Source organism: Armatimonadota bacterium (genome assembly GCA_035527535.1).
GTDB lineage: Bacteria > Armatimonadota > Hebobacteria.
In genome coordinates this window covers 1-25,717 of sequence record DATLAK010000063.1, presented here as the reverse complement: position 1 = coordinate 25,717, position 25,717 = coordinate 1, and the positions used below count along the sequence as shown (strand labels likewise).

At 66.5% G+C, this 25,717-nt stretch carries 20 protein-coding genes; 4 read left to right on the top strand and 16 right to left on the bottom strand.

Features of this window, described 5'->3' with window-relative positions:
* The 6 genes from VM221_03930 to VM221_03905 all read right to left on the bottom strand — a co-directional run.
* A partial coding sequence (locus VM221_03930; GenBank protein HUT73970.1) for a hypothetical protein occupies positions 1-330 on the bottom strand: 330 nt, incomplete at its 3' end.
* A complete protein-coding gene (locus VM221_03925) occupies positions 327-2,207 on the bottom strand; it encodes a hypothetical protein (GenBank protein HUT73969.1) in 1,881 nt (626 codons plus the stop codon). The genes VM221_03925 and VM221_03930, both read right to left, overlap by 4 nt.
* Before the next feature lie 5 nt (positions 2,208-2,212).
* The gene (locus VM221_03920; protein HUT73968.1) at positions 2,213-3,229 is read right to left on the bottom strand and encodes an alpha-ketoacid dehydrogenase subunit beta; all 1,017 of its coding nucleotides are present in this window, start codon (positions 3,227-3,229) and stop codon (positions 2,213-2,215) included.
* The gene (locus VM221_03915; protein HUT73967.1) at positions 3,220-4,233 is read right to left on the bottom strand and encodes a thiamine pyrophosphate-dependent dehydrogenase E1 component subunit alpha; all 1,014 of its coding nucleotides are present in this window, start codon (positions 4,231-4,233) and stop codon (positions 3,220-3,222) included. The genes VM221_03920 and VM221_03915 overlap by 10 nt, the downstream gene beginning before the upstream one ends.
* Complete coding sequence (locus tag VM221_03910) at positions 4,230-5,243, bottom strand: sugar phosphate isomerase/epimerase family protein (GenBank protein ID HUT73966.1); 1,014 nt, start codon at positions 5,241-5,243, stop codon at positions 4,230-4,232. Before VM221_03910 ends, VM221_03915 begins: the two co-directional genes overlap by 4 nt.
* 89 nt (positions 5,244-5,332) lie before the next feature.
* On the bottom strand, positions 5,333-6,688 hold the full coding sequence (locus VM221_03905; GenBank protein HUT73965.1) for a RuBisCO large subunit C-terminal-like domain-containing protein: 1,356 nt from the start codon (positions 6,686-6,688) through the stop codon (positions 5,333-5,335).
* 228 nt (positions 6,689-6,916) lie between these two features.
* Here VM221_03905 and VM221_03900 point away from each other — a divergent pair, with 228 nt between their 5' ends.
* From VM221_03900 to VM221_03885, 4 genes are all read left to right on the top strand, one after another.
* A complete protein-coding gene (locus VM221_03900; GenBank protein ID HUT73964.1) occupies positions 6,917-7,852 on the top strand; it encodes a MurR/RpiR family transcriptional regulator in 936 nt (311 codons plus the stop codon).
* A 57-nt stretch (positions 7,853-7,909) separates the two neighbouring features.
* Positions 7,910-10,471, top strand: coding sequence for a family 78 glycoside hydrolase catalytic domain (locus VM221_03895; protein HUT73963.1), 2,562 nt, complete (start codon positions 7,910-7,912; stop codon positions 10,469-10,471).
* 18 nt (positions 10,472-10,489) lie between these two features.
* Complete coding sequence (locus VM221_03890) at positions 10,490-11,944, top strand: rhamnulokinase family protein (GenBank protein ID HUT73962.1); 1,455 nt, start codon at positions 10,490-10,492, stop codon at positions 11,942-11,944.
* Between the two features lie 150 nt (positions 11,945-12,094).
* The gene (locus tag VM221_03885) at positions 12,095-13,570 is read left to right on the top strand and encodes a pentapeptide repeat-containing protein (GenBank protein ID HUT73961.1); all 1,476 of its coding nucleotides are present in this window, start codon (positions 12,095-12,097) and stop codon (positions 13,568-13,570) included.
* A gap of 362 nt (positions 13,571-13,932) precedes the next feature.
* Here VM221_03885 and VM221_03880 read toward each other — a convergent pair whose 3' ends face one another.
* The 10 genes from VM221_03880 to VM221_03835 form a co-directional block, all read right to left on the bottom strand.
* Positions 13,933-15,072 (bottom strand): uroporphyrinogen decarboxylase family protein, encoded by a 1,140-nt coding sequence (locus VM221_03880; protein HUT73960.1) that lies wholly within the window; start codon positions 15,070-15,072, stop codon positions 13,933-13,935.
* A 48-nt stretch (positions 15,073-15,120) separates the two neighbouring features.
* Positions 15,121-16,311, bottom strand: a complete 1,191-nt coding sequence (locus tag VM221_03875) for a uroporphyrinogen decarboxylase family protein (protein HUT73959.1) — start codon at positions 16,309-16,311, stop codon at positions 15,121-15,123.
* Positions 16,296-18,380: an ADP-ribosylglycohydrolase family protein gene (locus VM221_03870; GenBank protein HUT73958.1), complete on the bottom strand. Its 2,085-nt coding sequence runs from the start codon at positions 18,378-18,380 to the stop codon at positions 16,296-16,298. The genes VM221_03875 and VM221_03870 overlap by 16 nt, the downstream gene beginning before the upstream one ends.
* A 151-nt stretch (positions 18,381-18,531) precedes the next feature.
* Positions 18,532-19,848 carry a class II fructose-bisphosphate aldolase gene (locus VM221_03865; GenBank protein HUT73957.1) on the bottom strand — a complete coding sequence of 439 codons (1,317 nt, stop codon included), beginning with the start codon at positions 19,846-19,848 and terminating at the stop codon, positions 18,532-18,534.
* On the bottom strand, positions 19,841-20,206 hold the full coding sequence (locus tag VM221_03860) for a DUF86 domain-containing protein (protein ID HUT73956.1): 366 nt from the start codon (positions 20,204-20,206) through the stop codon (positions 19,841-19,843). Before VM221_03860 ends, VM221_03865 begins: the two co-directional genes overlap by 8 nt.
* Complete coding sequence (locus VM221_03855; protein HUT73955.1) at positions 20,203-20,544, bottom strand: nucleotidyltransferase family protein; 342 nt, start codon at positions 20,542-20,544, stop codon at positions 20,203-20,205. Before VM221_03855 ends, VM221_03860 begins: the two co-directional genes overlap by 4 nt.
* Before the next feature lie 40 nt (positions 20,545-20,584).
* Positions 20,585-21,106 carry a D-lyxose/D-mannose family sugar isomerase gene (locus tag VM221_03850; protein ID HUT73954.1) on the bottom strand — a complete coding sequence of 174 codons (522 nt, stop codon included), beginning with the start codon at positions 21,104-21,106 and terminating at the stop codon, positions 20,585-20,587.
* A 136-nt stretch (positions 21,107-21,242) separates the two neighbouring features.
* Positions 21,243-22,370: a hypothetical protein gene (locus tag VM221_03845; GenBank protein ID HUT73953.1), complete on the bottom strand. Its 1,128-nt coding sequence runs from the start codon at positions 22,368-22,370 to the stop codon at positions 21,243-21,245.
* Between the two features lie 82 nt (positions 22,371-22,452).
* A complete protein-coding gene (locus VM221_03840) occupies positions 22,453-23,373 on the bottom strand; it encodes a glycyl-radical enzyme activating protein (protein HUT73952.1) in 921 nt (306 codons plus the stop codon).
* An 8-nt stretch (positions 23,374-23,381) separates the two neighbouring features.
* The gene (locus VM221_03835) at positions 23,382-25,565 is read right to left on the bottom strand and encodes a pyruvate formate lyase family protein (protein ID HUT73951.1); all 2,184 of its coding nucleotides are present in this window, start codon (positions 25,563-25,565) and stop codon (positions 23,382-23,384) included.
* Positions 25,566-25,717 lie beyond the last annotated feature (152 nt).

The following is a 25,717-nucleotide window of genomic DNA, read 5'->3' as shown; positions in this document are numbered from 1 at the left end:
TCGCGTCTCGACCGGGAACTTGACGAACTGGGGCATCGAGCTGGCGGGGCGGTCCTTCATCTCCCGCATGAGGATGCCTTCGTGATTGACGTAAAGGATGTGCTCCGCGTCCTCTTCGATTACCCGCCGCTCGAACGGCGGCTCGGGGAAAAACCAGCCGCTGTAGCCTTGCCTGACGTCGGCGCCCATGTTGAGATCGAAGTGATCCGGGTCGTAGCCCTCTTGCTGCCAGCGCTCGATCGTCTCCGGCCACGCCCCCCACCCCCAGAACGGGGTGCGATCCACCGGCTCGTAATTCATGCACGCGCGAAAGCGCTCAAGGTCGTTCATCGGTTGGCCGATTCTCGCCCCCCAGCGGAGTGCGGGTGTGTCGCGTAGAGGTAGTTGAACCGCCCGTTGGGCGCGCTGTCGCCATTGACGGTGAACTCCTCGATGGCATCCTCGGTCTGGAGGTTGTCCACCCACTTAAACTCCATCCGCAGCGGCGCGTCGCCGCCGGCCAGCCCGAGCACCCGGCGCGGGATCGCCAGCATCAGTTCGTTGCCGCGCATGCGCAAGCCTGCTTCCCCGACCGCCTGCCAGTCCCAGCCGGTGCGCGCCCCCTCGACCACCGCGGTTGACGCCTCCTTGAGCTGGCGGTTGACAACGAAGTCGTATCCATGCCACCCGGTCGCGGGATTGCCGTCAGCGTTGATGAACAGCATCATCCAGTTAGGGTCGGTGTGGGATGTGATGGCGCCCGCGGTTCGGGCGTAGAAGTAGATGAAGTCCGAGTCGCGAGCCACCTTGAGGGCCACAAAGTCGTTACGGCCGGTGGCGTTGACGTAGCGGGTGACGGTGTTAAAGCCGGGATGATCGCGGTGCGCCGTGTCGCCGATGTCGTCCCTGAACTCGGGGCCGACGGCGACCCACTGGGAAAAGTCACCGTCGAGATTGATGGTCTTGGGGGGCGTTGCCGCAGGGAGTGGCCGCACGCCCTTGAAGCGACGGACGTAGCTGACGAGCTGATAGTAGTAGTTGTCGCCGTGACCGCCCTTCATGGGCTCGATGTCGCGACTGTTCTCCTGGTTGAAGGTATCCACGAACATCGAGGGCATCTTGACCCCCAGGAACTCGGTATGACGCCCGCCGAACCATTCGTTCCAGCCGGTGACGAAGACGAAGCGCGGGTCTTCCGCGAGCGCGCGCTCCCACTGCTCCGCGAAGTTGTAGCCATGCAGAGCCGCGTCGGGCGCGGGCGCGTGTGCGCCGCCGTGGTAGCTCCGGCCCAAGGCCCCTGGCTCGCTGAGGGTGCCCAGCCGCAGCCCGTTGGCATCCTTGACCGCGTTCTGCGCGACGCCGACCGACATCTGCTCCTTCTCGCCGCGGCGGTTGCGGAACACGTGCTGCGGATAAACCTCCAGCCAGCTCCACATGTCGGGCTCGGTGGGCCCCTGAAAGTAGTCGGGCTGGGGGCGCCGGAAGGTGAAGAAATCGCGCAACTCCGGGCTGACCTGGGCCGGGTTCGCCAGGATCAGCGGCTTGCCTTCCCAGCGAAACCACAGGTCCGCGTACAGGCCCTTGGCGTACAGCTCATCGTACAGCTCCTGCACGGTGCTGGCGGGGTCCCAGAAGGGCGTCAGGAATGCGACGTCGGGGGTGCGGTTGCCCTCGCGGCGCAGCTCGGTCAGCGCATCGAACAACGCGGTGTAGTTGTGCTTGTAGATCAGCTTGTTGCTGGTGTCGAAGATGAGTGTATCCACCCCTGCATCGGCCAGCATCTGCGCGTGTTTACGCAGCACCCACCGGTCGTCGCCCAGGTAGTAACCGAACAGCGGCTCCCCCCAGTGGTGCGGCGCCCCGACCGGCCCCCACAGCGGGCTGTTAGCCTTGCTCATCGCCTGCGGGTCCTGGCGCAGAATCTTCGAGATGTCGTAGGGTCCGCCGCCGACATGCGCGCCGTGCCACAAGAAGTAGAAAATCCCCACCCAGCGGTCCGCTCGCGGCGGGCCGACCTCTGCATAGGTCGGCGGACGGCGCCCGAGCGCATCGGTGGCAACCCAGGTGTCGCTGAAGTTGTCCCAGGCCGGGGTGCTGCGATTCTCATCAGCCCGGACCGCGTGCATGTTCGGCCCTCCACAGGAATAGGAGATCATCACGCAGACGGTCAGGCGCCAGGCGGTCGCGGGGCGCCCGACCTTGGGATGTGACAGATGTCGGCGCCGCATTCGAGCTACGCCTCCACCATGGCCATGGCTGCTGCAGCGATGCGCGCGGCGTCGGGCACCGCGAAGCGCTCCATCACCGGGCTGGCGGCAATGGGCGCGTCATAGGTGGCGACGCGCACCGGCGGGGCTTGAAGCAGATCGCCATGGGTCTCGGCGATCTCGGCCACAATCTCCGCGCCCCAGCCGCCGCGCCGGGTGTCCTCCTCGACGGTCATCAGGTGTCCGGTGCGGCCCAGCGATTCGCACACGGTATCATAATCGAAGGGCACCAGGGTGCGCGGGTCAATCACCTCCAACTCGATGCCCTCCTGCGCCAGCTCCTCGGCTGCTTGCAGAGCGCGGTAGAGCATCAGATGCGTGGCGACCACGGTGATGTGTTTCCCCGGACGGCGCACCGCGGCGACGCCGAGCGGCACCGTGAAATCCTCGTCCGGCACCGGCTCGTCCACCTCCAGCGCGTGGTCTTCCTTGCGCGCGCCGCTGGAGCCGTAGAGCAGCTTGTGCTCGAAGATGAACACCGGGTTGTCATCGCGCACCGCCGTCTTGAGCAGGCCCTTGGCGTCGTAGGGCGTCGAAGGCACCGCCACCTTCCAGCCGGGGGTATGGACGATCCATGCCTCGGGGGACTGCGCATGCTGCGCCCCGCGCGTGCTTGCCCCCACCGGCGCCCGCACCACCAGCGGCACCTTGGTGCGCCCGCCTGACATGAAGCACATCTTCGGTGCCTGGTTGATCAGCTGGTCGGCGGCGCAGAACATGAAATCGGCGTATTGGAAATCGGCGATCGGACGCAAACCCGTCATCGCCGCGCCCACCGCCGCCCCGATCAACCCCGCCTCGGAAATGGGCGTGTTGCGGATGCGCTCGAAGCCGAACTCGCGCTCCAGCCCCCAGGTGACGGTGAAGGCGCCGCCCCAGCCGCCCGGCGTGCCGATGTCCTCGCCGATGCAGATGACCGTGGGGTCGCGGCGCATTTCCTCCGTAATCGCCAGGCGCAGCGCCTTTGCGATGGTCACTCGGATCCCTCCCAGAAGACGTCGCGCAGCGCCTCCGCGCCCGGCGGCTGCGGGGCCTGCTCGCCGTAGTCGAGCGCTGCCCGCACCTCCTCCTGCGCCGCCCGGTCAATGGTCTCCAGTTCCGCTTCCGTCGCTGCCCCGTCGTCGAGCAGCCGGGCGCGGGCGAGGTCCAACGGATCGCGGCCAAGCCAGAACGCTTCCTCTTCATGGTCGCGATACTTGTTCTGGTCGCGGCGGGAATGCCCGCACCGGCGGTAGGTCAGGCACTCCAGAAAGGAGGGGCCATCGCCTGCGCGCGCGCGCGCGATGGCCCGCCCCGCCGCCTCGTGCACGGCGAAGACATCGTTGCCATCTACCGTCTCGGTCGGCATGCCATAGGACTGCGCGCGCTCCGCCAAGCGCGGGATCTTGTTCACCGTGGTGACGTGGGTGGAGGCGCCGTAGAAATTGTTCTCGCACACCAGCACCACCGGCAGGTCCCAGATCGCGCACAGGTTGGCGCCCTCGTGGAAAGCGCCGTTGTTGAAGGCGCCGTCGCCGAAGAAGCACGCGACGACCGTTGCCGGCATCAACCTGCGACACGACAGGCCCATACCGGCCGCAATCGGCACCCCGCCGGCGACAATGGCGCTGGCGGGCGGCATCCCGTACTCCGGGCTGCCCATATGCATGGAGCCGCCGTGGCCGCGGCAGCAGCCGAGAATGCTGCCGAAGAGCTCGGCCGCCATCTCGGCAAGCGGAATACCCTTGGCGATGGCATGGCCGTGGGGGCGATGGGTGCTGGTGATATAGTCGGTGCGCAGCAGGTGCGCGCAGACGCCGGCGGCCGGCGCCTCCTGGCCCTGACACTGGTGGACGGTGCCGGGTATGCGCCCCGCTTGGAAATACTTGAACACGCGCTCCTCGAACTCGCGGATGCGCCGCATGGTGCGGTATAGGCCAAGCGCCTGATCCCTTTCGGGCAGAGGTGCCGCCGGGCGGTCGAGATCCAACCCGCCAAACGGGGTCACTTCGGTCTCCCTCCCACCAGCAAGCGCCGCGCCAGCCGCACCGACTCCGCGCCATCCCCGGCGCGCACCACTCGCTCGATCTCCTGTGGGTCGGCCTGCTCGATGATGCGCAGCAGATCGTTGATCCAGGCGAAGCTCTCCCGCGCCGCCGCTAGCCCCTCCTCGCGGTAGGGGAACACGTCCAGGGTCAGCCACCCGCGGTAGTCCAGGCGGCGCAGCCAATAGAGGAACTCCATCAGCTCGATCACGCGCACCGAGCCGACGATCATGTCGTCGTCCCACAGGCCATAGTTGTCGTTGAGGTGCACGTAGAACAGGCGCCGGCGACCGTTTCCCTGCAGCAGGGCCGCCGCCTCCGCCGGGTTCTCACCCGCCGCCAGCGCGTGGCCGGCGTCCAGCAGCGCGCCCACGTTGTCCTTCCCCACCGCGTCAATCAGCAGCAGCGTCTTGGCCGCCGAGTTGACGTGAATGTGGGTACGGGGCTCCTTGAGCTTGTACTCGATGCACACGGGCACGCTGGGGCGATGCGCGGCCGCCGCCGCCACTCCCTCGACCAACCACCTCCAGGCGGATTCGTAGTCGGACTGGAAGGGGTAGTCGTACCCATCCTGGCCGAACCACAGGTCAACCGCGACGTTGCCCATGGCCTCGGCCCACGCGATGACCTTGCGGCATTCGGCCAGCGCCGCCGCGCGGGTTTCAGCGTCCGGGGCCGCCAGGCTGCCCCGGCCCCATTTCGCCTGCGTCCACAGATCGGCCGTCAGCATGGAGGCCTCGAGCCCGCGGTCGGACAGCTCCTTGGGCATGGCCTGGATGTTGTCGTCGTTGATGTGCCAGTTGCCGACCAGCTCCACGCCCTCGAGGCCGGGGCACTGGCCGGCCAGGTCGAGCATACCCTCCAGGGTCGTCGCGCCCCCGCCGTAGCCGGACCGGCAGTAGCGGTCGGCGCATGACCCGAACACGGGCAGGCACGCGCCCAGGCGGTAGCGGGTGTCGTCGCCAACCTTCATGGCTTCACCTCACGCAGCCCAGAGAAAGTACGGTAGGCCAGGCGTCTCGCCTGGCGACCTTAGAATGTTGGCAGCCGAGGACGGCTGCCCTACCGGCTCGTCTTGGGATGGAAGCGCGGGTCCGCGCGCAGCCAGTGGGTGCGCGGCCGCTCGGGAATGCCCCACTTCTCGACGGCGGCGTTGAGCTCCGGGTAGTCGGGGGCCGCCTCCTTCAGCGGGCGGCCGGACATCACTACCTCGATCGCTTGCTGCCAGGCTCTGGCGCCGGCGGCGTAGCCCATGGGGTGGCCTAACATGCCGCCGCCGGCGGGAATGACGATATCGGTGCCGTACTCCCGGACCAGGATCTCCGTCAGCCCCGGGTAGACGCCGGCGCAAGGCATGGGCCAGGTCGGCTTGATGTGCCGCCAGGGGGCGAGCTTGACCTGGGCGGTGCGCAGCCCCTCCTCCAGGCTGACCATGGGGATGCTCGACCAGTAGGTGGGCGTCAGCATGAGGTCGGCCCCACACAGCCGGCACAGCTTGGCGAAGACGGGCCAACTGATACGCGGCTGCGCCGCGATCATGTGCGAGGCATGCAGCAGCACCGGCACCTTGACCTCGGGATGCGCGGTCAGAACGCGCAGGGCCGACAGGCCTGCCGAGTAGGTCAGCAGCAGCCCGGTGGCGCCGAGCTCCATCGCCCGCAGCGCCTTGGGTACGATCCGGTCCACCTCGTCGGTGATGCTGACGAAGTAGAGGGGGCGCTTGCCGGTCTGCTGGGCGGCGCGGTCAATCGCCCCCAGCACGGCGCGCAGGCGGTCCTCGAATCCGCTGTTGTACACCTGCGAGGTCATCTCGTCGTCTTTGATCAGGTCCACCCCGCCTAAGCAGGTCTGATAGACCTGCGCCGCGGTCTTATCCGGCGTCATTCCCATCTTGGGCTTGATGATGTGCAGGGACAGCGGCCGCTGGGGAATGCCCATCAGCTCGCGCAGGCCGGGGACGCCGAACTTGGGTCCCGGAAACTGAGCCAGCAGGTCATCGGGCACGGCGATATCCAGCAGGCGCATGCGGGGGGAATAGGCGAAGCAGTTGCCCGCGATGGACAGCAGCATCATCGGCAGGTTGGGCTCCCAGGCGTCTATGGGAAACGCGAGCTGGATCACCGCCCGCTTGGTGTCGGCTTCCGGCGATGGGATCTCGAAGTAGCCGACGAGCTTGCCGGACAGCCGGGCACGCACCTCGGGCGTGTCCTCCTCGATTCTCTCCCAGGTGCCGGTCGAGCCCTCGAGGGCGATGCTCTGCACCAAGCTGAAGTGATCCAGGAAGCACTCGCCGGGCACCCGATCCTCCACATAGTAGGTGGCGACCAGGCAGCGCTTGCGGTCAATGCCGTCGGGAATGTTGTGAAAAATGACAGGGTCGTAATAGGGGGTCGGGGGGTTGACGTTATCCGTGCGCACGTTGCGGGCACCTCCGGTGAAGCGGCTTCCGCTTGCCAGAAACGGCTTCAGGATGTATCATGTTTAGCATCTTACGCTGTATTGTATATCATGGTGAGCATGATTGCAAGGTCCCGGGGGCGTCGGTGGGACTTCGCTGAAGTCGAAGGGGCCTGTCCTGAGCGAAATCGAAAAGGCGGCTATCTCGCCCCGACCGGTCGGGGCGGCCATACGAGAGTGAGGACGGCTGTGGCACGGCGTAGCAATCCGGGCACCACGAGCGGTGAGACCTACCCGGGCCGGCTGCTCGGCACCAAGATCGCCGGCGCCTACCCGCGGCTGCGACCGGCCGAGCGCCGCGTCGCCGACTATGTGCTCGCCCATCCGCACCAGGTCACCGGCCTGCCCATCGCCGCCCTGGCGCAGCGCTGCTCTGTCAGCCAGCACACGGTCAATCGCTTCTGCGCATCGCTCGGCATCAAGGGCTACCCGGAGCTGAAGCTTGCCCTCGCGCAGCACTTGGTTATCGCCGCCTCCTCCCTGTCCGAGCAAGGCGACCATCCTTCCACGCCTGAGGGTATCGTCGCCGAGACCTTCCGCTTCAACATTGACTCCCTCAAGGCCACCCTGGCCTTGGAGCAGAAGGCGCAGATGCGGGCGATCGCCGACCTCATCGCCCGCTGTCGCATGGTGCGGTGGTTCGGCATCGGCGGGTCGGCGGCGGTGTGCCTCGACGGCGCCTTGCGCTTGCGGCAACTGGGGATTGATGCGGCGGCGGTGACCGAGCCCTTCAGCCAGGTGGTGGAGGCATGTTGGCTGGGTGCGCGCGACGCGGCGGTCGGCGTCTCCCATACCGGCGAGAGCCGTCCGGTGGTACAGGCGCTGCAGTTGGCGCGCGAGTCCGGCGCAAGCACGGTGGGCATCACCAACTTCCCCGACAGCGCCCTCAGCCGCGGTGCGGAACACGTGCTGCTGACGGCCTCACCCCGGGAGTGGAGCGGCGCCAGCACCACCGTCGTCGCCTCGCGCATCGCGCAGCTCGCGCTGGTGGACGCGATCTACGCCCTGGTCGCGGTCGAGCGCACGAAGCGGGTGGGCGAAGCGATCGACCGGATTGACGAGTTCGTGGAAGCGAACCTGCGGCTGGGCAAGCAGGCGCGCAGGAAGCGCCCCACAAGGGCGTGAGTGCGGGCGCTCCCACCATCGGCGGCGCCCCATCGTCACGGGTCGGGAGGAATCAAGATGACGCAGTCAGCAGTGGCATTGAACCTGAAGGATCACCTTGCGCGCTGGATCTGGACCTCGGATGCCCGGAATCTGCGCCACTATTTCATGTTTGCCCGGCGCACGTTCAACCTCAGGCGGCCGCCCACGCGCGCGCTGCTATTCATCAGCGCGTGCGACCACTACCGCCTCTATGTGAATGGGCGCTACCTCGGGCGGGGCCCGCAGCGTGGGGATCCGAAATGGCAAAGCTATGATACCTACGATGTGACCGCTCTTCTCGCGCCTGGTCGCAACGCGGTGGCGGTGCAGATCTACCGTTACGGCGTCGCCAACATCCTGACGCGCGACACGTTGGGCGGGCTGTTCGCGCGCCTGGAAATCGAGTCTGCAGGAGGCGGACCGCGGGTGATCGGCACCGACGGCGCCTGGAAGGTCCGCGCCGCAAAGGGCTGGAATCGTACAGCCGGTGAGGTGAGCGGCGGCGTTGGCGTCACCGAGGTGCTGGACTCGCGCTTGGATCCGGCGGATTGGATGGAGGTTGCCTGTGACGACCGCGCGTGGGAGAACGCGACTGTCATTCCCCGCAACCGCGAGCCGTGTCCTGTCCTGCTCCCGCGCGACATCCCCATGCTGGTGGAAAAGGGGATACCCCCCGCCAGCGTGCAGGCGCTAAGCGAGTCCCTCATCATCTCCAGCACTACTGTGGACATCCCCGAGCTCCTGGCCCGGGAGATTCATCAGCCCCTGCGCTACTGCAAGGTCGAGAACCCGCGCGGCCTCTTGCGTCCGACCGGCGCGCCCACCGTGGTCACTTTGCCCTCCCTGGGGCGGGACGCGAACGTGTTTGACGGCCATTTCAACCCTCACATCGTCCTGGATTTCGGTCGCATGGTGAACGCTTTCCCGCGGGTGGAGGTCGAGGCGCCGGCGGGAACGATCATTGACCTGACCTGCGGCCAGGAGCTGATCGGCGGGCGCATCGCTCCGGTGAGCGGGGTCGGGCGCTTCGGCGACCGCTGCACCCTGCGCGGGGGCCGCCAGGTGTGGGAGATGTTCGAGTACCGCAACTTCCGTTATCTGCAGATCACGGTGCGCAACGCCTCCCAGCCGGTGCGGATTCACTGCGTCAGCGCGAACACGTATCGCTACCCCATGACCCAAAAGGGGCGCTTCGTTTGCTCGGACCCGGTGCTGACCAAGACCTGGCAGGCGTGCGTGGACACCGCGGACCTGTGCGCGGATGACGGGTACATGGACACCTCGGCGCGCGAGAAGCGCAACTGGCTGGGCGACGGCAGCCACGGCGTGCCCGCCATTTACGCGGGCTTCGGGGAGGTGGCGCTCACTGCGCGTTACTTCCGCATGACCTGCTGGGGGGGGCTGGGGGACGGCATGCTGCGCATGTTCTACCCGGGATCGGATTATCGCCCCGAGGGCTCCGAGATGCCATCGCTCATCCCGCACCACTCGCTCGTATGGGCGCTCCGCCTGTGGGAAAACTGGGAGTTCTTCGGCCGCCGCGAGATCCTGGAAAACGCTTTCCCGGCGCTGGAGGGCCTGGCGCAGTGGTTCCGGCGCAATCGCGATGCCGACGGCCTGCTTTCCCACTTGCCATACTGGAACTGGCTCGACTGGACGCCGGCGGACTTGCGCGGCGAGAACCTCGCCACCAACGCATTCTACCTGAAGCTGCTGCAAGACCTGGCGCGCATCGCCGAGGCCCTCGGACAGCCCGCCAAGGCGCTGCCGTACCGCGCCGAGGCCGAGCGCGTCCGGCAAGTGCTGCGCACCCGCTTCTGGGATGCCGGACGCGGCCTCTTCTTGGATAGCTATCTCAAAGGGAGACTGACCGGCGTCGCGAGCGAGCTGGGCAACGCCCTCGCCGTGTTGTATGGCATTGCCGACGCGCGGCAGGCCGCGCGGGTGATGGCCCACCTCGCCCATCCCCGGGGTTGGATCGCCCCCGTCACCCCGCTCTTCGCGTACTACGTGATGCAGGCCTACGGTCATGTCGGTGACCGCAAGGGGCTGGTTGACTTCATCCAGCGCCGTTATGGACCGATGGTCGCGCTGTCCGCTACCATTTGGGAGGGCTGGGAACGCTACGCGGGACGTGGCAACCTGGAGCCGGCGCACACCGACGCGCCGGAGCTCTTCCCCGACGGGATCGTGACTGCTCCGTGGTCCGACTATCGCGCGGGCGCGCAGGCGCTGGCGCATTGCGGCGGGACGCCGGCCGCGTTCGTCATCTCGACCGACATTCTCGGCGTGCGCCCGATCGGCGCGGGCTTTGCGGGCTGTCGCATCACGCCGGCGGTGGACATCTTGGCGGCGGCGGAGGGCGTCTTCCCCAGCGTCAAGGGCAAGATCGGCGTCGCCTGGAAGCACAGCGCCCGGCGTTTGCGCATCGAGATCAGCTTGCCGCGAGGATTGGGGGGAGAGGTGATCCTCCCCGCCTCCACCGTCGCCGACAAGCGGATTCGGGTCAATGGTCGCACTCACCCCGGCGTCGAACCGGGGGAAAAGGCGACCATCCCAGTCAACCAGCCGAAGACCGAGATCGTCGTCACTGCTTGAGCATACGGAGTCACCCTCGTGTCCGCCAACGAGGCCCTGCTTGCGGTTGACCTGGGTGCCGAAAGCGGCCGCGCGGTGCGCGGCCGCTTAGACGGCGAGCGCCTGCAGATGGAAGAGGTGCTCCGCTTTCCCAACCAGCCGGTGGAAATCGGCGACACCCTCTACTGGGACCTCCTCGCCATCTACGCCAAGGTGCAGGCGGCGATTGACAAGGCCCGCGGCGCCGGCGCTCTGCGCTCGGTCGGCATAGACACCTGGGGCGTTGACTTTGGGCTGCTGGACCGCGCCGGTCACCTCATCGCCAACCCGGTGCATTACCGCGACCGGCGCACCGCGGGCATCATGCAGCGCGCCTTCGATATCGTCCCCCGCGAGGACCTCTTCGCCGCCACCGGCAACATGTTCCTGGAGTTCAACACCCTCTACCAGCTCCTGGCCCTGCGCTTCGCGGACGACCCGGCGCTGGGAATTGCCGAGCGGATGCTGAATACCCCGGATCTGCTGAACTACTGGCTGAGCGGGGTGATGGCGCACGAGCTGACTATCGCCTCGACCACGCAGTGCCTGGCGGCCGACCGCCAGGACTGGGCCTGGGATCTGCTGCGGCGGCTGGACCTCCCGGCGCGGCTGTTCGGCGACATCGTCGCCCCGGGAACCACCCTCGGGTCCCTGCGGGTGAGCGACGCGACGACCGTGGTCGCCACCGCCGGTCACGACACGGGGGCGGCGGTGATGGCGGTGCCCGGGCGGGGGGATGACATCGCCTGGATCAGCTCGGGTACCTGGTCGGTGGTCGGCGTACTGACCGACGCCGTGGTGCTGGCGCCCGAGGTGCTGGCCTGGAACTTCACCAACGAGGCGGGCGGAGACGGCCGCAACCGGCTGTCGCGCAACGTCATGGGCCTGTGGCTCTTGCAGGAGTGCCGCCGCGAGTGGGAGCGCGACGGGCAAAGCTGGTCCTATGCCGAACTGGCCCAGATGGCCGCCGCGGCGCCGCCACTCCGCAGTCTGGTGGACGCGGACGATTCCCGCTTCTTTCGCCCCGGCGGCATGCCCGACGCCATCCGCGGCTACTGCGCCGCCACCGCGCAGCCGGCGCCGCAGACCGCGGGCGAGATCGCGCGCTGCATCTTCGAGAGCCTGGCGCTGGCTTACCGGCGGGCGCTCGACTGGCTCGAAGCCTTGACCAACCGGAGGATCGAGCGAATCCACATCGTGGGCGGCGGTTCGCGCAATTCCATCTTGTGCCAATTCACCGCGGACGCCGCGGGTCGGCCGGTGGTAGCGGGGCCGGCGGAGGCGACGGCGATCGGCAACTTGCTGGTGCAGGCGCGGGCGCACGGTTGGATCGCATCATCGGCCGAGGCGGCGGAGGTGGTGCGGCGCTCGTTCCCGACCGCGGAGTTCGCGCCCGCAGGAGGTGACGCCTGGCACGAGGCCGCCGCGCGGTTCGCGGGGCTGGGGAAAGTCTAGCCACAGATGAACGCGGATGGGATTCAGCGTAGGGGCGCAGCATGCTGCGCCCTTCGTTTATGCAGTGCCCAGCCGCATGCGTGAAGGCAGGGACGCACCGACGAGTGAGCGAAAGGATGTTCCGCAAACCAAGGAGCATCGAACAAGCCAATGACTGCCCCTGAGACCGAGAAACCCGCCGCCAAGTGCCCGGTTGAGATGCATGACGGCAGCCCTTGCGGACGACACGTCTACCACAAGGGATTGTGCATCTGCCACTCCGACATCCCGGAAAAGAACTCCGATAGGTTCAAGCGCGAGATCGAAGCCATGCTTGCCCGCAAGGACTACGACTTTACCCGGTTCGTGTTCCCGAATGCCGCGGAGTTCACCAGCAGGGTCTTCGACGGGTCGGTCCGATTCCGGGGGGCGACGTTCCAGGGCGAGGCGCAGTTCGCCGGGGCGAGGTTCCAGAGGGAGGCAGAGTTCAGATGGGCAACGTTCTGCGCCAGCGCGTGCTTCGCTTTGGCGACCTTCGAAAGTGGAGCAGACTTCCCCGATGCGACGTTCATGGGGGACGCGGACTTCGGCAGAGCGACCTTCGCAGGACCGGCGAGCTTCTCGTCGGCGAAGTTACAGGGCAAGGCGTACTTCACATGGGGGACTTTTGAGGGGGATACACACTTTCCAGACGCCACGTTCCACGGCTATGCGGGCTTCCTCGGAGCGACCTTTCGAGGCCACACCGATCTTAGCGGGGCAGCGTTCCAGGACCGCGCGGACTTTCAGGACGCGAAATTCCGTGGCAAGGCGCGCTTCCGGGGGACGAGGTTTCAGGGCAAGGCAGACTTTTTCAGAGCAACATTCGAGGACGCGACGGAGTTCGTCTATGCGACCTTCCTAGATGCGGCACTCTTTGTGGGAGAGAGGGATAATCGGCTTTTCTGCCGCCAAGCAGATGCCGATTTCTACGAGGCGCGTTTTGAACATCCCGAGAGAGCCGTGTTTCGGCATGTCTATCTTGGCAAGGCCCGGTTCCTCGGGGCCGATGTGCGGAGGGTGGATTTCACCAAAGTGCAGTGGGGTACGCGCTTAGACGGTCGCCCGGCCGTGTGGGACGAACTGGGGCCAGAAGAGGATGGCAAAGAGAAGGACTACGCGCTGATCGGCAAGCTTTACCGGCAACTGAAGTACAACTACGAGGAAGAGCAGCGTGACCCCATTACAGCGGGAGACTTCCATTTCGGCGAGATGGAAATGCGGCGGCTTGAACCATGTAAGGGCTGGCTGCGTGCCACGTACAGGCGATACCTGTCTGCGATCGCGTTCTACCGCTGGATCAGCGGGTACGGGGAGGACTATGTCCGCGCGTTCGCGTGGATTGTAGTGATGATCCTTCTTTTCGGAGTGGTGTTCACCCATCCGTGGTTCGCGCTCCGTACCAGCCCGCTTTCAGGTTCGCTGCAGCCTGTCAATGGTTTCTGGCCGCACTTGCTCTACTCGGTCATGTGCTTCTTGCTGCGAGGGGACAAGCCGTTCGAGCCTGTGCACCTCGCGGGCCACTATGCGTCGGTGGCGGAGGGCATCATCGGCCCTCCGCTCATCGCTATGTTCGTTCTGGCGCTGAACCGGCGGTTCAAGCGGTGATTCGGGTGGGCGAGGGCGTGATGAATCACGCCCCTACATGCGCGCGTTGACCGCGCGCCCGGACCGGGCGCGACTTCCTATAGAAGTCGCGTGTCTGAAAGCGTGTGTGAGAAGCTTCGCCTCCCTGTCCCCCTCGCTGACGTCATTCCGAGCGCCCCCGCCTTTGTCATTCCGAGCAACGCAAGGAATCTCGTTCGGCGTATCATTCTCCAGGCAGGGCTTCAGACTGCCCGCGGCGCGCCTGTCCGCACGAGATTCCTCACTCCGCTTCGCTGCGTTCTGAATGACAGCTGGGGCAACACACGCCCTGATAGATTCGCATCCATCCGCGTTGATCCGCGGCGAAATAGTCCTTGTCCCACTCACCGCTTCGGCCACGGCACCTCGACCTCCATCCCGATGAGCCGGGCTTTCGTTTCCAGGTAGTACAGGAAGTTATCGTAGGAGATGTCTTGCGGGAAGCAATGGTCGAGGATGGGTATATAGCCGCCGCTGTCCCTCAGCGGCAGGATCTTCGCTCGCAGCTCCGCCTCGATAGCCCTCCGATCCTTGGAGATCTCTCGCTTGTCAATGCCGCCGGCGAGCGCGAGGTCCTGGCCGAACTGCTTGCGCAGCCGCACCGGATCCATGCCCGACGCCTGCTCCAGCGGCCAGAAGCAGGTGACTCCCGCCTCCAGCATCAGCGGAATCAGCACCTCCGGGTCGCCGTCGCTGTCGAGCAGGATGTGCTTTATGCCCGCCCGGCGCAGCCGCTCCGTGATCCGCTGGTAGTGCGGCAGCAAGAACTTGCGGAAGATGGCAGGTGACAGCAGCGGCCCGCCCTTGCCCGCGAAGTCCTCGAAGAAGTTGAAGAAGTCAAACTCGACCTCGCCCAGCGCCCGTTCCACTAGCGCCAAGAAGAACTCGGTGTTGAACTCGATCATCTCCTCCACCAGCGCGGGGTCATCGTAGAACATGTAGGAGATGCCCTCGGTGCCCACCCACGAGCGCAGTTGCGAGTAGAGCCCGAAGGTGCCGTTGTGCAGCAGGCCCAGCGGGTAGTCGCGGCCGCGCCACGTGCGCACCTGTTGGTCCCACCACAGGGGGTAGCGCACCGGCGACGACGGATCGTAGCGCTTCTTCATCTCTGCAAACGACTTGCGGTCGGTCACCGGGAAGGACAGGTATTGATCCATGCACAAACGAGTGGCGCGCACGGTGCCGCCTTTGAGCGCGCGGGTGACCATGCCGTTTGCATGGCGGGCGGTGATGTACTCTGGGGTCTCCTCGAGCACTTCGTACTGAAAGCCCGGGAACATGCCGACGCTGAGGGCGGCAAAGGCCCGACGCTCCAGGTGAAAGTAGGGCTCGCCCTCGAACCAGTTCATGTAAACCGCGTCCTCGGGCATTCCTTCGCCAATCCAGCGCTCGATGGTTTGCCCCCAGCAGCCCAGCTCGTAGTTGGGCAGCCGGTCCACCGGCTCGAAGGACAACGTCTTGCAGAATCGCTCCTGGTTGGTCATCGCCACGGGGAAGCTCCTTTATGCGGCGCGCCGGCAGCCCCACCGTGGCTACCGGGATCTTGGCTTCGGGACGGTCGGGGGACCGTCCCCTACACTCGGCGGGACGCCGTATTCCTGCGCCGCTTCGGTGAACACGGCCAGGTTGGCGAGGGGCGTCCCCGGGCAGATGTTGGCGCCGTCGCCGAGGAGAAATCCCCCGCAGGGCGCCATGGCCTCCAGGCACTCCCGGGCGGCCGCTTGGACCTGCTCCTGCGACCCATCGCGTATGAGCATGGGGTTGACATTGCCCCACAGGTACAGCTTTCCGCCCAGGTTCTCGGCGGCGGTTCGCGGCGGCACCTGGTAGCCGAAGACGTTGAAGCTCGATATTCGCGCGTGCTCGACCAGAGCGCGATGCAGATGTCGGCTGTCGCCGCACATGTGCATGCCGCGCCCATCGGCGAGGCCGGCGCCGAATTCGTCATACAGCATATTGTCGTATGGCACGCAGAACTTGACGAAGAGGTCGGCGGACATGATCTGCGCCGAGTCCTCCGCGATGCCGTAGCCCCCGCGCGGCCTGGGGTCCAGCTCCCGGAAGCGACGTTCGGCCTGAATCATCCCCAGCGTGATCTTCCGTAGGAACCGGTGGCAGGCCTCCGGGTACTCCAGCATCCACCAGTAGAAATCTTCCCCCACCAGGTCAATCGCGATCATGTGCGGCCCCTCGCCGCCGATGGACAGCGGCGCGACCTCGACCCGACCTTCGATGCCGTTGAAGATAGCCTTGGTCTCGCGCGCGAGCTCCGTCATCCGCTGCCACCATTCGATGACCGTTCCCCAAAGCCCGGCATCGGGCGCGGGGATCTCCAGGTGCTCCATCTCCTCCACGGTCTTGATGACCGGACGCGCATGGAGCGTTTCATTCTCGGGCCACACGATCTCGGCGCCGAAGGCGCTGGCGTTTACGACGTTGTCGAAGTAGGGCGCGACATGAACCACCGGCGCGTGACAGGCGATGTCCTCCGGGATGTTCTCTATGCGGTACTTGAAGAACTGCAGTTGCCAGTGAAACTGCGTCTCGACCCGCCTGAAGAGCTCATGGTACCTGAGGGCGAAGAGGGGCGCGAAGTAGCGCGGGACAACGCAGAAGCCCACGGGCACGCGGTCGTGGTAGCGGAACTTGGCGCGGGCATCCATCCGCCGCCGGTTGTCCGCCATCTTCTCCAGCGGATAGTCAATCGTCACTGCGTCCCGCATGTGAGGCGCTGTTTCTTCATCCGCTCGGTCTTGCGCACGATGACATCGGCGAAGCGGGCGGCGTTGCGGCGGATGCGCTCCAGCGATGCGGGCTTGAACAACTGCTTCCAGTCCTCGGGCACCGACCCCGCGCCGCGTAGGGTACCCGCCAGCATCGCCGCCCGCCCGGCGATGGTGTCGGAGTCGCGCCCGATGTTGGTGCCGCCGATGGCCGCCTGGCGGACGTCACCCTTTGCGATCTTGAACATGGCTAGCGCAAAACCCCACAGCTCCAGCGGATCAATGAGGTGGTAGAGCAGGCACTTCTCATAGAGCTCGGCGCGGACCGCCAGCACATCATCGTACTTGTCGGCGATGTCCAGGCAGGTCTGCAGGTACTCGTGGGCGCTGGCGAAGGGGCGCTGGTCGAAGGTGCGCAGCGGCTCCCGCGGGGCGGCCTCCAGCGCGGCTTGCAGAACGCGGTCCACGGTCGCCTGCGGTCGCATCGCCTCCGCCACCGTCGCCGCCAGCATGGTGGCCGCGACCACGTCGAGCCCGCGCTGATACATGTACGAGATCGCGGTGGCGTCAATCGCGGCGAACTCGGGATCGGCCGCGTGGAACACGCCCACCGGCTCCATGCACATTACCGTCGAGCCGGTGACGACGCTCCAGTGCCCGGTGATGCGCGGGTCCCAACCGCCGCGGATGAGGTCATAGGCGTTGCCCATGCATCCCTCGTAAAAGTGGTCGCGGTTGAGGCGCTCGTACCACGTGTGGCCGAAATGCCGCGCCATTACCGGCAACCCCTCGCGCTCCAGGTAGGTCTCAACCAGCAGCATCGCCATCTGGTTGTCGTCCTCGCCCTCCAGCCGCTCCGGGTTGAGGACCGTCGTGACGCCGCCCGGATAACGTTGGTCTATCTCCCAATAGAAACAGCCCTCCACCGGCGAGCCCATGGCATTGCCGATCGCGCCCGCCAACATGCAGCCATAGACCTTGTCGTGGAGCAGCGACGTACCCTCGTTGCGCGGCGCGGCGAGCTGCTCGGTGACCGAGACCATCTCGCGTTCCTTTGCCAGGCGCGCGTTGACGACATTTGCGATGGGCAGCCACGGTTCCGCCTGCGGCTCCGCCCACTGTCTCCATTCCGCGGGAAACACCTCCGGCCCGTACAGGGCGCCCACGATCGCCCCGGCGATCACCGCGGAAACGGCCTGCCCGCCCATCACCCCTTCGTACCACGAGACGCGCGAGGGCCCCAGCAGCAGCGCCATCAGCCGGCGCGCGTCCGCGCCATAGTGCCGCAGCAAAGGCAGGACGAAGGCGATGGGATTGTGGCCGATCCAGTTCGTTTCCCTGCGGACTTCGCCGCGTCCACCGCACGCCATCCACCACGCGACGAACTCCTCTTCGCTCTGGGCTATGAGTGCCTCCGCTCGCTGCGTCGGCCGGTTGAACTGGTAGAAAAGCTCCGGATTGTTGCGATGGGCGAGCCGCAGCACCGTTTCCACCACGGCGTCCGCATCGGCGCTGGGATCGAACGCTGCCGCTACGGCCGCCGCGCAGAGGGCGGCCCAATCCGCGCCCAGCCGCGGCTGCGCCACCGACGCCAGCTCGACCCCGTCCAGGTAGGCGTATTCCGGGTCGCCGCCGTGGTAGATGCCCACCGCGGGCATCGCCGCCGCGATCAGCCCGCACGGGGCGGCGCCCAGACCGCTGATGCGCGGGTGCATGCCTTCCTTCAGCAGCTCCTGCACCGAGTGGACTCCGTCCCACGCGAATACCGGTCCCGCGATCTCCGCGTCGTCCTGCAGCGCCGCGGCGAAGTCCTCCGGCGTCGCGCGACCGCCCTTCTCCAGGTACGCCCGCACCCCGAGGGCGATGAAAGGCGTCAGCGGCCGCGAGTTTATCCGCCCGCGCTCCTCTTCGTACTTGCCTGCCGGCTCCAGCGCGAGCGTGAGCACATCTTGCGGCTGCGCGAGCGCAAACCGCTCGGGGCGCACGGCTCGCGCAAAACCAAGTTCGGCGCCGGCGACCGCGCCGACGAGACAGCCCCTGATCCTGTCGTGAAGCGCTGATGATGGCATGGATGGTGCCTCCGGGATCCCTTTCCGGGCGATGCGCGCTCATCATGCTAAGCATCGTCTGCGCCATGGTACATCGTGGTGAGCATGACAGTCAAGACGAGACTCGGCGCGGTTAGTGATCGAGCTTGAGCGTGGGGCTTGAAGGTGGTGGTCAGGCTCTTCCCGCGCTGCCGTAGAGCGTCATGCGCCGCATGACTTCGGCTTTGACCGCGTCCTTTGCCGGCTGCAAGATATCGCCCGCCTTGCGCGAGCCAATCGCTTCCTGCAGGTTGACGCGCGCCGGCAGGGCGGCAATCGTCTGGCGCAGGCGGTCGAGAAAGACCTGCTTCATCACCGACCCGACGTTGAACTTGGCCACGCCCAGTTCGATGGCGCGGGGCACCGCGTGATCGGGGAAGCCGGTACCGCCGTGAATGACGAGCGGCACCTCAACCGCCCGGCGCAGGCGCGCCAGGTGGTCGAGGTCAATCCGCGCCTCGCCCTCCATCAGGATATGGACGTTGCCGGTGGAGATGGAGAGCGCGTCCACGCCGGTCTCCGCGACGTAACGGGCGGCCTGCTGCGGGTCGGTCAACTCGGGTGCGGCCGGCCCGCCCAGCGTCCCCGAGGCATCGGGCAGGCGGTTGATCTCGCCCTCGACATCCGCGCCCAGCGCGTGCGCGGCCTCGACCACCCGGCGCGTCGCCGCGACATTCTCGTCGAATGGGAGTTCGGAGGTGTCGAGCATGACGGCGTTGAAGCCCCAAGCCAGCCCGCGCCGCACCTGCTCCAGATTCGCGACCTCGTTGAACAGCAGGGACACGGGGACTGTCGCCTCCGCGGCCGCCGCCACGCCCAGCGCCGCCAGCCGCCGCTGCCCTCCGCCGTCATACCACCGCTGGTCAATCAGCTCGCCGCCGAAGCCCAGGATCACCGGCGAACGGGATTCCTCGGCGGCTTCCAGCACCGCCTCCAACGAGTGCTGATCCCAGGCCTCGAAGTAGCCGATGGCGTACCCGCCGGCGAGAGCGGCCTGCAGCATGTCGCGCATGGGTGCGAGTCCGGACAACAGCTTTGCTAACCCTTCGGGGTACAGAATTGCCCGATCACTCGCGAAATCCGAGAGAGGCTTCCATACCGCCTTGAAGGCGACCGCACCATCTTCGATGCCGTCCAGTTGCGCCCTCTCGTAGATGGAACAGTCGGCAAACTCGGCCTGGTACACCAGCACGATCTCGTGCCCAGGCTGCCCGTCATAGGTGAAGACGCTTTCGAGCGTGCCCAGCAGGCACAGGTTATTGATCTCGGCGCCGAGCTCCTCACGCACCTCGCGCACCACCGCCTCGTCGCTGCGCTCACCGAACTCGATGGTGCCGCCGAGCGGGCGGTAGAACGCCTGCTGCTTGGTCGGATCGTATCCCTCGGCGACGAGGATGAGAGCGCCCCGCCTGAAGACGCAGATGGCCAGCGGCCTGATCAACTTACGCACCACTCGGCTTCTGTTCGAGGTCCTGCAACATCCGCTGAACCGCGCTCTGCAAGAGCGGGAGCTCATCCTGGACCGTGCGCCATACGACATCCACATCAACGCCGAAGTAGGCATGAATGAGCTTGTCGCGCATGCCTGTGATGTCCCGCCACGCGAGGTCGGGGTATCGTGTGCGGAGGGATGCCGGAACTTGCCTCGCCGCCTCGCCAATTATCTCCAGCGCGCGGACGACCGCGAAGACCTTCTCGTCATTGCCCTTGAAGGCCCGAAAGTCTATGCCCTCCACGAACCGCTGTGCCTTGCCCGCCGCGTCAAGGATGTCGCGCAGGTAGTCTGCGTATTCCCGCCGTGCCCTCACACCGGCACCACTTCCGCGAGGATGCGGGCGCCGATCGCGGGCTTCAGCGCCGATCTCATGACTAGATCCACCTTGGCACCCAGTTGTTCGCTCAGCTCACGTTCGATGCGGACGAACTGCAACAGAGTCGGCGGGCGATCGAACTCCACCAGGATGTCCAGGTCACTGCGCCTGCTTCGTTTTCCTCGGACACATGACCCGAAAATGCCTAGCGAGCGCACCCCGTAGCGCTCGCGCAGATCGGGCAACCGGCGACGAAGTAGCCGCCTGACTTGTTGAATGTCCACTGCACGTGGGCTCAGGGGATGCACTCGCTTGCGTCCCGTTGATGACTGCATCGGCGTTTCCTATTTCGGGCCAGCATCCGCGGAAGCGCGCTCACACCCGCCGGATGTTGGGATCCGTGAACTCGTCGGCCTCATCGGCGCTGGTGCTGGAGAACTCGGAGACGACCGCGCCCTGCGGCCCGCCCTGGAACCAGTGCCGGGTGCCGGGGGCCAGAGTGTATTGGTCGCCCGGCCGCAGCGCGATCTCGTGGAAGACGGTGTAGTGCTCGGCGCGGTGCGCGGGCGGCTTGGCCTTGGGGTTGGTCGCGGGTTCGCCCGGGACGTAGAGATAGACCTCGCCCCAGCGGCAGCGGAAAGTCTCCTGCTTGCCGGGGCGTCCCGCCACCGAGGGGTGGCGGTGTTCCGGGCAAGTCTGCCCGGGCAACAGCACCAGCTCCTTGGCGCAGTAGCGGTCGTTGTTGACATAGACCACGATCTCCAGCCCGGTGACCTCCACCTCGCCCAGCCCGAGGTCGGCGACTTCCATCGCCTCGACTTCGTCGGGTCGCAGCACTATCCCCGCCCGCCGCAGATACTCCAGCGCGCGATCTCGAATCTCAGCTTTCGTAGTCATGCCCGCTCCCTGCCAGTCGTCGCCAGGATTCCCAGCCGCCGCTACTCTACCACTGCGTCTGGGCCGGGTCAAGGACCGGGGCGTGTCTCGGCTGGTGGCAATTCGGCAACGCCGGGGCGGACTTGCCGACGCCGCGCTACCGGCCGTGTATCTGGTAGTACTTGAACCCCTCGACCAGGGTCTCGAGGTTCTGCCACGATACGCCGGGCGTGATGCTGCTGGAGCAGCCGAGGAAAAGCCCCGTCTTGGGGCCGCTGCGAACCAGCCACTCCATCTCGCGCCGGACCGCGCTCGGCGTCCCCGTCGGCAGCGTGCGGGTGACGGAGACCCCGGCGATGATGATGAGGTCGCCGCCGTCTCGGGCCTTCAGGCGGCAGATCTTCTCGTAGTCCATACCGTCTTCGTACTGGAACCCCTGGAAGCCGCGCAGGCCGACCTCCAGCAGCCGCGGCACCATCTCCATCAGGTTGCCGTCGCAGTGCCAGATCAGGCGCACCTCCGTTTCGAGCAGTGGTTCGAGGCAGCGGGCGAAGTGGGGGAACCACAGCCGGTCCAGGTCCTTGATGTTAACCAGGGTGCCCCGCGAGTCCGCCATGTCGTGGTCGAGACGGTGCAGGGGAGATAGCGCGCCCGCAGCATATGCGGTGGCGGCCGCGCGATTGTTGAGCAGCGCCAGGTCCGCTTGCAGCGCGAAGTGCCGCTCGATGATCTCAGGGTAGAGAGCGAACGCCATGAAGTAGTCGGCGTAGCCGTAGGTCCCGTACGCGAAGGTGGGGAAGTGGACGAAGGCGTAGCCGCCCTTGAGGATGGAGGGGCCCAGGACTTGCTGAATGGCGGCCTCCTGCGCCAGGATCTGCTGAACGCGCGCGTCTTGGTCGAAGTCGCCCATTGCCTGCTGCAGGGCCGGAAACGCGTAGCGCTCCAGATGCTCCACCACCGCTTCCGGCGAGTCAATGCGCATCCCGTCAACGATTATCTCCTGCGCGCCGGTGGTGGCAGCGCGCGGAGCGCCCCCCTCGAAGCCGTGGCGACCCATGGTCAGCGGGTTCTCCGGGATCCATTGATCCAGCAGGCACACGCCGCCGTTGTCGAGCATCCGCCGGTAGGTCGGCGCGGGCTCCTGCTCATAGGAGCCCTCCGCCGCACCGGCCAGGCGGTCAATCATGCGCCACTCCATGGCCTGGAATTGCCAGGTGGGGATGCCCTTGCGCGGCTCGCCGACTATCGTATCCAGCGCTAATTGCGCCCGCTCGCCCAGCTCCATGTAGCACCTCGCCGGGAATAGGTGTGCGGCGCGTTCGCCGTCATTTGGCGCCTCCCCGCAGGGTGGTCGCGACCGCCGGCGGTTAGGCGGCGACCACGCGCAGCCCTTGCGCGCGGACGACGTCCTCCAACATCGCCATTTCCTGCGCGCTTTGCGGCAGCGTCCCCGCCAGCGGATAGGGGCGGCCCAGCCAGGCGTACTTGCCGGGTGCGCAGGGATTGTAGGGCAGCAGAGTCAGGTCCTCGACGCCCCGTTCGACCGCGGCCCGGGCGATCGCCGCTATCCCTTCCGGGGAGCCGTTGTATCCGGGGATCACCGGCACCCGCACGATCACTTGCGCCCCCTGCTCGCGCAGCCGACGGAGGTTCTCCAGGATGCGCCGATGCGAAGCCCCGGTGTGCGCCCGATGCAGAGCATCGTCCGCCTGCTTGAGGTCGTAGAGAAACAGGTCGGTGACAGAAGCGAGCCGTCGCAGATGGGGCCAGGGGGCATAGCCGCTTGTCTCGACCGCGACGTGGATGCCCTGCTCTCGGCACCGGCTGGCGACGGCCCGGCAGAAATGATGCTGCAGGAGGGGCTCGCCACCTGTCAGCGTAATCCCGCCGCCCGAGGCGCGGAAAAAGGGCAGGAGTCGCGCCGCCTCGTCGGCGATCTCGCCGGCCGATGCGCGCCACCCTTTCACTTCCAGCGCGCCGTGGGGACATGCGCGCACGCATTCGCCGCACAGACGGCAGCGCTCGTCGAGCGCCGGCGGCAAGCCGCCCCCGCGCAGGTGCTCCGGGCACACCTCCGCGCACGCCCCACAGCGCTGGCAGCGAGCTTCATACCAGACAACTTCGGGCCTCGGCGATTGCGATTCCGGGCTGTGGCACCACAAGCAGCGCAGGGGGCACCCCTTGAGGTAAACCGCCATGCGCAAGCCGGGGCCGTCGTGCATGGCCGTCTGATCAATCGCGGAGACGACGCCCGTCACCCGGCGCGGCGAGGTTGGCTCAGCGTTCACCGCAGGCATCACAACCCCATGTCGGCGCGGGCGATCACTTCCTCTTGCACCGGGGGAGGCAGGAGCGTGAATGGAACGAGGTAACCGCCAATGCGCACGAAGAGGTCGCTGTAATTGTCCGGGTGTGCCTGCGCGTCGCGCAGTTTCTCGCTGCTGGCGAGGTCAAACTGCATGTGGTAGATGCCCATCTCCATGCAGGCTTCGATCAGCCCCACCAGGCGCTCGACTCCGGCCTCGTCGCGCAAGGCATTGGCTTGCAAGCGCACATTGGTCACCATTCCCCCCAGGCCGCGCGAATGATCGAACTTGCTCAGGGACAGCATCATCGCCGGAATACCTTTGGGCTTGACCCCCGTGGCGGGCCCGATGGAGTTGGCCATCGGCTCGCCCTTCCTGCGCCCATCAGGCGTGGCCGGCACGGCGTCGCCCTGGTCGTACCATACCACCCAGCCGAGAAACCCGGGGAACACCGGCCCGCCGTAGTAGTTCTTGCGCCCCTCGATCGCCGAGCACCAGGCCCCGGCAACCTCGGCAAAGAGATCGTTGATCCAGGGAACGTCATTGCCGTGCTTGGGGCATTCCCCGAGCACGGCACGCCGCAGTTCGTCGTGCCCTTCCCAGTTGTCGCGCACGGCCTGACGAAAATCGTCCAACCGGTAGCGCGCTTGCTCCGCTACCAGCAGCTGCACGGCGGCCATGCCGTCCACCACGTTGGTAGTGCCAACCGCCTCGGGCTGCAGGAAATTGTACCGCGCGCCGCCATGGCTGATGTCCTTGCCGCCCTCCAGACAGCCCTGAATGAAGCACGAAAGAAGCGGGAAGGGGCGATGCCACGACTCCAGCATCTGCTGCCGCAGCCCGCTGGCGACCGCCTCCTTCGCCATTGACGCGATCTCGCGATGCACGGCGTGCTTGAATTCATCGTAGGTCTGCGGCAGACCATCTGCCGCCCCCGGCTCCCATTTCTCCGGCGGCCGGCTCCCGAAAAGCGCCCGATTCAGCGCGAGCGGCAGGCTGACATATGGGCACGCCACCCACGGATTGCAGCGCCCGGCGATGGAGGTCTCGGTACAGGTGCTGGGGAGGTGATCAACTGCCTCCTCGAACGGCACGCCGTAGCGCATCAGCCCCTTGATGATGATCGCGTCGTTGAACACGCTGGGCTGCCCCTTGCCGTTGCGCAGCAGGCGCACGGCTGCCCGCTTGAAGTCAGGGGCCAGGTCCTGGTGCCAGGCGATGTCAATGCCGGGGAAATACATCTGCACACGGTCCGCGGTCTCGAGCATGAGGTAGGAGAGTTCGTTGGTCGCATCGCTGTCATCCGGCTTGCGCCCGGCGACGCCGATGATGACTGCGCTCATCTCGCGGCCGTCGAATTCGTTCGTCTTGATGAAGAACTGGTCGAGCAGCTCCTGGAGCAGCGCCTCGTCGAGCGTGCCCGCGGTGCGCTCCGCCAGGTAGAACGGGTAAAGGTATTGATCCATGCGGCCGGGGCCGAAACAGGTGTGTCCGACGCCGTTTTCGATGGCGATCGCCATCCACACGAACCACACCAGTTGAATGGCCTCGCGCAGGGTGCGGGGCGGGGCGGTGGCGATGTAGTCACAAGCCTCCGCGATGTGCCTTAACCCCTCGGCCCAACCGGAGTCCGCCGCCGTCGCGGCCATCTCCAGGGCGCGCTCGCCGTAGCGGCGAATCAGGCCCTGCAAGGCCTCCAGGGAAATGCCAGCCGCCTGATAGAACACCTGCTGCCCGGCGCCGGCGGGGTGCGTCGGATCAACCGCGCGTTGGCGCTCCTCGAACTCGCGCCGGATACCCTCCAGCCCGACCCGCAGGATCTTCGGGTAGTCGGGCGCGAGGTGCCCTTCCGAGCCGAAGGCGAAGGCGTTGTGGCGGGATAGGTACTGCACGGCCTCCGTACGCGCACGCTTCGTTTCCTCGGTCAGCGGCGTGCTCGGATGCCACCCCGCCAGCAGCTCCCCCTCGCGGATGCGCACCGGCATGTGGGCGAGGATGTGAGCGGTGGCCTTGGCCACCCGGACCTGCCGGCACGGTTCGCCCTCGGTCTCACGAAACGACGCCGCCGCCAGCAGGTCGCGCTCCCAGAAGGGCCCCGCCTCGGCCAGCACCGTCTGCTTCAAGTGCTCCGATGCCTCGGAGAGTCGCCCCGACTGGTTCAATGCGGTTGCCATGAATCCGTTTCCTAGTGTAGTGTCCCAGCAATATATTGACAATAACGCTCCATGGTGTTATTCTCCGGAGCATGTGGGAAAAAGCCAAAACGCTGAAGATGACGAACGAGCAGCGCACAACACTGGAATCTTGGCGGCGAGCCAAGACCAGC